General features: G+C 62.7%; 7 protein-coding genes. 5 read left to right on the forward strand and 2 right to left on the reverse strand.

Annotated elements, in window-relative coordinates:
- The 4 genes from Q0H50_RS07430 to Q0H50_RS07445 all read left to right on the forward strand — a co-directional run.
- On the forward strand, positions 1–218 hold a 218-nt coding region (locus Q0H50_RS07430; protein ID WP_294420991.1), incomplete at its 5' end, for a hypothetical protein.
- 586 nt (positions 219–804) lie between these two features.
- Positions 805–1,392, forward strand: coding sequence for a bifunctional pyr operon transcriptional regulator/uracil phosphoribosyltransferase PyrR (gene pyrR, locus Q0H50_RS07435; RefSeq protein WP_042434078.1), 588 nt, complete (start codon positions 805–807; stop codon positions 1,390–1,392).
- Between the two features lie 3 nt (positions 1,393–1,395).
- Positions 1,396–2,340 carry an aspartate carbamoyltransferase catalytic subunit gene (locus Q0H50_RS07440; RefSeq protein WP_042434081.1) on the forward strand — a complete coding sequence of 315 codons (945 nt, stop codon included), beginning with the start codon at positions 1,396–1,398 and terminating at the stop codon, positions 2,338–2,340.
- Positions 2,324–3,616, forward strand: coding sequence for a dihydroorotase (locus Q0H50_RS07445; protein ID WP_294420993.1), 1,293 nt, complete (start codon positions 2,324–2,326; stop codon positions 3,614–3,616). The genes Q0H50_RS07440 and Q0H50_RS07445 overlap by 17 nt, the downstream gene beginning before the upstream one ends.
- Positions 3,617–3,851: 235 nt before the next feature.
- Here the strand turns inward: Q0H50_RS07445 and Q0H50_RS07450 are convergent, their stop codons facing one another.
- Both Q0H50_RS07450 and Q0H50_RS07455 read right to left on the reverse strand, forming a co-directional pair.
- Positions 3,852–5,039, reverse strand: coding sequence for an MFS transporter (locus Q0H50_RS07450; protein ID WP_294420997.1), 1,188 nt, complete (start codon positions 5,037–5,039; stop codon positions 3,852–3,854).
- A gap of 94 nt (positions 5,040–5,133) precedes the next feature.
- The gene (locus Q0H50_RS07455; RefSeq protein ID WP_294420998.1) at positions 5,134–6,330 is read right to left on the reverse strand and encodes an MFS transporter; all 1,197 of its coding nucleotides are present in this window, start codon (positions 6,328–6,330) and stop codon (positions 5,134–5,136) included.
- A gap of 363 nt (positions 6,331–6,693) precedes the next feature.
- On the opposite strand from Q0H50_RS07455, the gene Q0H50_RS07460 reads away from it, so the two are divergent.
- On the forward strand, positions 6,694–7,281 hold a 588-nt coding region (locus tag Q0H50_RS07460; RefSeq protein ID WP_294420999.1), incomplete at its 3' end, for a carbamoyl-phosphate synthase domain-containing protein.

Below are 7,281 nucleotides of genomic sequence, written 5' to 3' on the forward strand. Positions count from 1 at the left end.
TTCCCGATGCGCCCGTCTCGTTCGTGGAACCGCCGCGCATCGAGGGCGTCGACGTGCCCGTGCCCGAGGACCTGCCGGCCTTCGAGCAACGTCTTTCGGAAGCGTTGCGGGAGCAGCTTCAAGCGGCGGCGGCGCAGCCCCTTGAGGGAACCGGCTTCGATGCCACCGCCGTGTCATGGGATTCGCTGGCCGCTCGCATGGCCGCGCTGCTCGGCTAGCGCCAACCTGAACAGGGGACGGAGGTGCGTTCACGTCGCGTTGCCGAAGGCGCGGGGGTCGATTACGTGAACACAACAGTCGTCCCTTGTTCTGGCTTGCGCTTGTCGAGGCCCCTCTCGATCGCGGTTTGGTCGGCCTTGTCCAGCCTGCGGTAGGGCTTCGGCGCGTTTTTCCTCATGATCTTTCCTTTCTCTCGGGAGGGCCTCCGGAAAGGGATTCTCGAACTCATCCGGACGCGTACGGTTGAGTTCGAGAGCAAAAGCGAAGCGTCCGGATGAACTTGCGAATCACCGCTGCATAAAAACCGACCGCTCGGGGTGTTTTTTCGATATTCGGGGTTGTCAAACCGCGCCGGTCCGCATAAACTGCCAACAGTTCCTTTAAATGCGGTACAGAGAGACCGACAAGGTAACACCCGAATCGCTCGCTTTCACAAGAGCGGATCTGAGATGAAGCCTTTGTCAGCCGCAAAGGCGTTTTTTATGCCTTGCGACATGGCGTCAAGGTTCGGGCGGGCCGAAAAACTCGGCGGCTTTCCCGAAAGACGTGTCTGTCTGTACGCACTCGACTAGAGAAAGGGTGTGTATGACTGACGCAGGGACGGTCAAGAACGTCTGCATGGATGCAGACGAGATCGAGCGCTCTCTGGTGCGCATCGCGCATCAGATCCTCGAGACCAACAAGGGCGCGGATAACCTCGCGCTCGTCGGCATCGTCACGCGCGGCGATCTGCTCGCCAAGCGCCTGGCTGAGAAGATCGAGCAGATCGAGGGCACGAAGGTGCCGCTCGGCAAGCTCGACATCAGCTTCTATCGTGACGACTTCGCCACCCACTTCGCCCCCGAAGTGCATTCCACCGAAATCGACTTCGATATGGACGGCAAGGACGTCGTGCTCGTAGATGACGTGCTCTTCACCGGCCGCACCATCCGCGCCGCGCTCGACGCGCTCATGGACATCGGCCGCCCGGCTCGCGTGGAGCTTGCCGTGCTGGTGGACCGCGGACACCGCGAGCTTCCCATCCGCGCCGATTATGTCGGCAAGAACGTGCCTTCCGCCGCACAGGAGAACGTGCGCCTGTTCCTGGAGGAAGTGGACGGCAAGTCCGAGGTCGAGATTCTGGAAATGTCCGACGGCGCGCACATCGGCGCCGCACCGCTGGGAGGTGAATAGGGAATGGCTTTCAACCACAAGCATCTTATCGACATCACGGAGTATTCCGCCGATGACATCATGGCCATCCTGGAAACGGCCGTGAAGTTCAAGGAGGTCAACGAGCGCCGCATCAAGCAGGTGCCCACGCTCAAGGGCTTCACCGTCGTGAACATGTTCAACGAGCCGTCCACCCGTACGCGCTCGAGCTTCGAGATGGCCGAGAAGCGCCTGTCCGCCGCAAGCCTGAACTTCGGCGGCAGCTCCACCTCCTCGGTCAAGGGCGAGAGCCTGGTGGACACGGTGGAGACGCTGTGCTCCTACAAGATCGACATGATCGTCGTGCGCGACAAGCACGCCGGCGTGCCGCGTAAGATCGCCGACGTGTCCGGCGTCCATGTCATCGACGCGGGCGACGGCAAGCACCAGCATCCCACGCAGGCGCTGCTCGACCTGTACACCATCTGGCAGACCAAGGGTCGCCTCGACGGCCTGAAGGTCGGCGTCGTCGGCGACATCGGGCACTCCCGCGTGTGCGGCAGCCTCATCCCGGCCCTGAAGATCATGGGCTGCGAGGTCACCGCCATCGCCCCGCCCACGCTGCTGCCCGCACGCCCCGAGGTCCTCGGCGTCGACCACATCTCGCATAACATCGACGAGGTGCTCCCCGAGCTCGACGTCGTGTACATGCTGCGTATCCAGCGCGAGCGCCTCGAAGGCGCGCCGTACCCCAGCCTGCGCGAGTACAACATGCTCTACGGCCTCACCGAGAAGCGCAACAAGCTCATGCGCCCCGACTGCATCGTGTGCCACCCCGGCCCGATCAACCGCGGCGTCGAGCTGGATTCCTTTATGGCCGACCACCCGGAGCGCTCGGTCATCCTTGACCAGGTCTATGCCGGCATCCTGACCCGCATGGCCGCCCTGTACCTGCTGCTTGGAGGGAGCGAAGATGGCATTACTGCTTAAGAACGCGCACGTGATCGACCCGCAGGTCGGTCTGAACGAAACCGCCGACATCCTCATCCGCGACGGCAAGATCGCCGAGATCGGCCAGGGCCTTACCCTGGAGAAGGGCGTCGAGCGCGACCTGGCCGGCAAGATCGTCGTCCCGGGCCTGGTCGACATGCACGTGCACCTGCGCGAGCCCGGCTTCGAGCAGAAAGAAGACATCGCCAGCGGCACCCGCGCCGCGGCCCATGGCGGCTTCACGGCGGTTTGCGCCATGCCCAACACCAACCCGGTCGTCGACAACGCCGTCGCCGTCGAGTATGTGAAGTCTATCGCCGCCCAGGCCGGCAAGTGCCGCGTGCACGTGTCGGGCTCCTGCTCTCAGGGCCTGAAGGGCGAGACGCTCTCCGAGATGGGCGACATGGTCGCGCACGGCGCCGTGGCGTTCACCGATGATGGCCGTGGCATCCAGGCTGCCGGCATGATGCGCCGCGTCATGGATTACGCCAGCCAGTTCGGCCGCGTGGTCATGAGCCACTGCCAGGACGAGGACCTGGTCGGCGATGGTCAGGTTAACGAGGGCGTCGCCTCCACGCGCCTGGGCCTTCTGGGCTGGCCGGCCGAAGGCGAGGAGCTGCAGATTGCCCGCGATATCGCCCTGTGCCGCCTGACCGGCTGCAAGCTGCACATCCAGCACATCTCCACCGCTCGCGGCCTTGACATGGTGCGCGCCGCGAAGGCCGAGGGCCTGCCGGTCACCTGCGAGGTCACCCCGCATCACCTGTTCCTCGCCGAGGACAACATCGGCGACGATTACTCCACGGCCCTCAAGGTCAACCCGCCGCTGCGCACGGCCGCCGATGCAGAGGCCCTTATCGCCGGCGTGATCGACGGCACCGTCGATGCCATCGTCACCGACCATGCCCCGCACACCGCATGGGAGAAGGACCGAGAGTTCGAGCTGGCGCCGTTCGGCATGATCGGCCTGGAGACCAGCCTGGGCCTGGTCATCACCAACCTGGTGGCCACCGGCAAGATCACCTGGGAGCGCATGACCGAGCTCATGGGCGCCAATCAGCGCGCTATCCTTGGCGTGGAGCGCGTGGCCCTCGAGGCCGGCAGCACCGCCGACCTGACGGTCATCGACCCCGAGGCCGCTTGGACCGTCGACGCCGCGGACTTCTGCAGCAAGGCGAAGAACTCCGGCTTCATCGGGGCTCAGCTCACCGGCCGCGCAACCGACGTGTACGTCGGCGGCTACGCAACCATGGAAGACGGCAAGATCGTCGAGTAACGCCAAGCTCTACCAATGCAAAACAGAAGGGATGCCCCGGACAGAATCCGGGGCATCCCTTTTTGCGTTTGCGGCGGTTGATATCCTTTCAGGCTGGTCCGTTTGCCGTGCCGAACAACCCCGCCCGCGGTCGGCGTCGATACATGACTGCGGGAGGGGTCGACCTCGATGCAGTTCTGGCTATAGCACGGTCGTGCATCCAGTCGCGCCACGGCTTCGCTGTGGGAAAATCGCGCTACTTGCGCAGCGCCTTCGTCGCGAAACCGGGGATCATGAACACCATGGAGATGGCGAAACCGACCATCAGGACGGTGCTCAGCGGCAAGCTGTTGGCGATGGTGCTCATGGCGATGCTCACCACGGTGGACCCCACATAACCGGTGAAGTTGATAAGCGATACCACGCTTGCGCTGTCTGCGGGGTCGCTATAGCTGATGAGCATGTGCATGCTGGCGGAAAGCAGGATGCCGGTGGAAACGCTGAACACGCCGTCGGCGATCAGGAACGGCACCGTCATGCCCTTCGTCAACGTAATCCACAAGATCGCGTAGCTGACGCACAGCAGCGCCGTGCCGCCGTACACGGCGAATCGCGTGGTGGTGCGAGCCGACATGGGGCCGCCCAGGGCGCTCGGGGCCATGGCCAGCGCGAACATAAGCGCGGGGATGAGCGGGTCGGTAGATTGGAAGTACGACACGGCGGCAGGCGTGGACAGCGATTGGAAGAACACGCCCGTGCCCCATGCGGCGATATAGCACTCGGCGGCAAGGGGGAACACCGGGCGAAGGTTTTTCGGGATGTGCACGAGCGGTTTGATGGCCTTGCGGATGGTGATCCGCTGCGTGACCGTTTCCTGCGCAAGGGGAAGCAGGATGGCGTTGAGCATCATGAGCGCGATGAGCACGGCGAACATGGGGATGTAGTTGCGGGAGAACGTGGCGTAGATGCCGATGCCCAAAGACCCGATCATCATGCCGATCAAGCATCCGGTGCTGGCGATGGTGGTGCCGAAGGTGCGATAGCGTTGCGAGGTGCAATCAAGCATGAACGCCGAGGTGGCGCTCATGGTAAGCCCGCATGACACGCCCTGCACCATGCGGGCGATCTGCAAGGCGGCTCCGTTGGGCAGCCAGATATAAAGCGCACAAGCCAGCGAGCCGAACAGCAGCGCGGCTGCCACGAGCGGCCTGCGTCCCAGCGCATCAGACAGCGATCCGCCTATGAACAAGGTGGTCAGCACGCCGGTGAGGTAGGAAACCATGGTCAACGAGATGTCGGCGTCGGTGAGCCCCAGGGCTATCTTGTATTCGGCGTACAGCGGAACGGGTACCGCCACTGCGGCGAAGGTCAGCAGCATGGCGCACGCCGCGATGATGGCGCTCCTCAGGTCTTTCGCGTTGGATTCGTTGCAGATTTCGGGCATGTCCCCTCCTCGTCATTGCAAGCCCATGGTTTTGTATCGGGGTTGCGTCGATTCATGTACGGCGGGTCCCGATGGAAAGGGCTTTTGGCGGCTGTTATTTCTGGTGTTTGGCCATTGTCACGCATCCCGGCACGATCGAGATGGCGCTCAGAACCGCGATGAAGGCGTACACCGTTGCCAGGTCGAATGTGGCGGTGAGCCCTGTTTGGATGGTGGATACCACGGTCGACCCCACATAGCCGGTCAGATTCGCCAATGTCACCACGCTGGCGTTCTCCTGCGGCGTTGCTGCGCTGATAAGCATATGCAAGCTTGAGGACAATATCATGCCCGTGGTGACCGCGAAGACCACCTCAAGCACCAAATAAGGGATCAGCAGGCCCAAAACCATGCAGACCCCTAGCGCCACGATGGAGGCGAACATGATGATGTAGCCCACGATCATCGAGGAGCGCGTGCCCATGCGCGCCGATACCGGGCCTCCTAGCGCACTTGGCGCCATGGCCAAGGCCAGTACCAGGGAGGGGATGAGCGGGTCGGTCGCCCCGAAGTAGTCGACCGAGGCTGGCGTGGAAAGCGATTGGAAGAAGAAGCCGACCGACCAGGTGGAGATATAGCCGCCGGCCACGATGGGGAGCAGTTTGCGAAGATGCGCCGGTACGTGCGTCATAGGTTTAACGGCCTTTTTCCAGGTGATGCGGTTGTGCACGGTTTCCGGTGTGAAGGGGAGGGCGAGCATGGTTGCAAGCATGATGACGGCCAGAACGACGAACACCTGCCAGTAAGCGGTGGAGACGGTGGCGAAAATGCCGATGCCCAGCGACCCGACGGTAAGGCCGATCAGGTACCCGGTGCTTGCGATGGTCATGCCGAACGTGCGATGGCGCTCCGAGGCGCAGTCGATCACGAATGCCGAGGTGGCGCTCATGGACAGCGCGCAGGAAACCCCTTGCACGAAACGGGCGAACTGCAGCATGGGGCCGCTTGAGAGGCCGATGAACAGCAGGCATCCCGCAACGCCGCAGGCAAGGGCGGCGCCGACCGTGGGCCTGCGGCCGGATGCGTCCGATAGCGATCCGGCGAAGAACAGCACGGACAGCACGCCGAACAGGTACATGACGATGGTCATGGATACATCGGATGCGGAAAGCCCCAGCTGCTGCTGCCAGGTAGCGTAGAGCGGGATAGGCGCGGAAGCGGCCGCGAACACCGTGATTAACGCCACTGTTCCCACGATGGCGCCGCGCATCGCACCCGGAGGTAGGCTTGTCGCCCGTTCGTCGATTCCCATCGGTTCCCCTTCCCGATAGCGGCCTCGCTGTCCTGTTAACGAACATCCTACTACGTATACGAGGTTTCCCTCAACGGGAAAAGGGGCTCAAATCCGCTTCCCATCAGGGGTTTAAGTGCGCCTGCACAAAAATCGGAAGCAAATCAAGTGCATATTACGTTAACAGTTGGTTATAAAACTGCATAACAGGGAATAAAACCAATATATAGCTGTATACTCCTCCAAGTCCTTTAAGGGCGGTACCGAGAGACCGAAAAGGAATATGGCAGGCGACAACCGGCTTCGACGACCAGGTGTTCGGCTCTCCGCTTGCAGGAGGCGGCGCCGCGGCGGTGGCGCTTGTCATCATGAAAGGAGTTGCATGTGAGCAATGTAACCGAACAGCTGCTGCGCGGGACCTCGAAAGGGGTTGGCGCGAAGGCGGCGTTGGCATTGGAAGACGGCGCGGTGTTCTTCGGAACCGCGTGCGGAGCTTCCGGCGAGGCATTCGGCGAGATATGCTTCAACACCTCGCTCGAGGGCTATCTCGAGGTGATCAGCGATCCTAGCTATGCGGGTCAGATCATCACGCTGACCTATCCGCAGATCGGGAACTACGGCGTCAACGTCGAGGACGCGCAATCGGCCACGCCCGCCCTGCGCGGCCTGGTGGTTCGCGACATGTGCGCGACGCCGAGCAATTGGCGAAGCGGCATGTCCGTCCCCGAATACCTGAAACGAAACGGCGTAGTGGCAATCGAGGGCGTGGACACGCGTGCGCTCGTCCGCCATGTGCGCGACCACGGCGCCCAGCGTGCGATCATCTCCACCGTCGACGACGATGCGGATAGCTTGCTGGCGAAGGTACGCGCCAGCGAGAGCATCGTCGGGTGCAACCTTGCCGCCACGGTGTCTTGCGAAAACCCTTATGCGCATACCGTCGATAATGTGCCGAGCAGCGTCCGGTTCGCC

Source organism: uncultured Senegalimassilia sp. (assembly GCF_934632265.1).
Lineage (GTDB): Bacteria > Actinomycetota > Coriobacteriia > Coriobacteriales > Eggerthellaceae > Senegalimassilia.